The sequence below is a fragment of the Pseudomonas sp. KCJK9111 genome (assembly GCF_046231935.1).
Classification (GTDB): domain Bacteria; phylum Pseudomonadota; class Gammaproteobacteria; order Pseudomonadales; family Pseudomonadaceae; genus Aquipseudomonas; species Aquipseudomonas parafulva_B.
In genome coordinates, this window is record NZ_JBJJMO010000143.1 from 1 (window position 1) to 338 (window position 338).

General features: G+C 58.3%; 1 protein-coding gene. It reads right to left on the bottom strand.

All coding sequences use genetic code 11. From position 1 onward, the window contains the following. Window positions 1–338: immunoglobulin-like domain-containing protein (locus ACK59L_RS21540; RefSeq protein ID WP_409275972.1), on the bottom strand; the 338-nt coding region annotated here is incomplete at both ends.

Sequence of the window (338 nt, forward strand, 5' to 3'; positions counted from 1 at the left end):
CGATTCGATCGAGTTCACGACGGCAGGGTTCGTACCCACATAAACGTTGTCCGGCGCAGTAGCAGTGGCCGAACCTACGGTGCTGTTGGCAGGAACCACGACGGTGGTGCCGTCTTTCAGGTGGAAGTACAACTCAGCGTGGTTGTTGATCGGCAGACCGTCTTTGTTGGTCAGCGTCACGGTGTAGGTAATCTCGCCACCTTCGGCAACCGAAGTGGTCGCGGTCAACTTGGCCACAACTTCGTCGATGGTATCGGTGACTTTGACCGAGGCATCGCCACCCAGTTGCAGGTTCTCGAAGGTACGACCGCCAGCGTCGGCTGCCGACTTGATGCCCA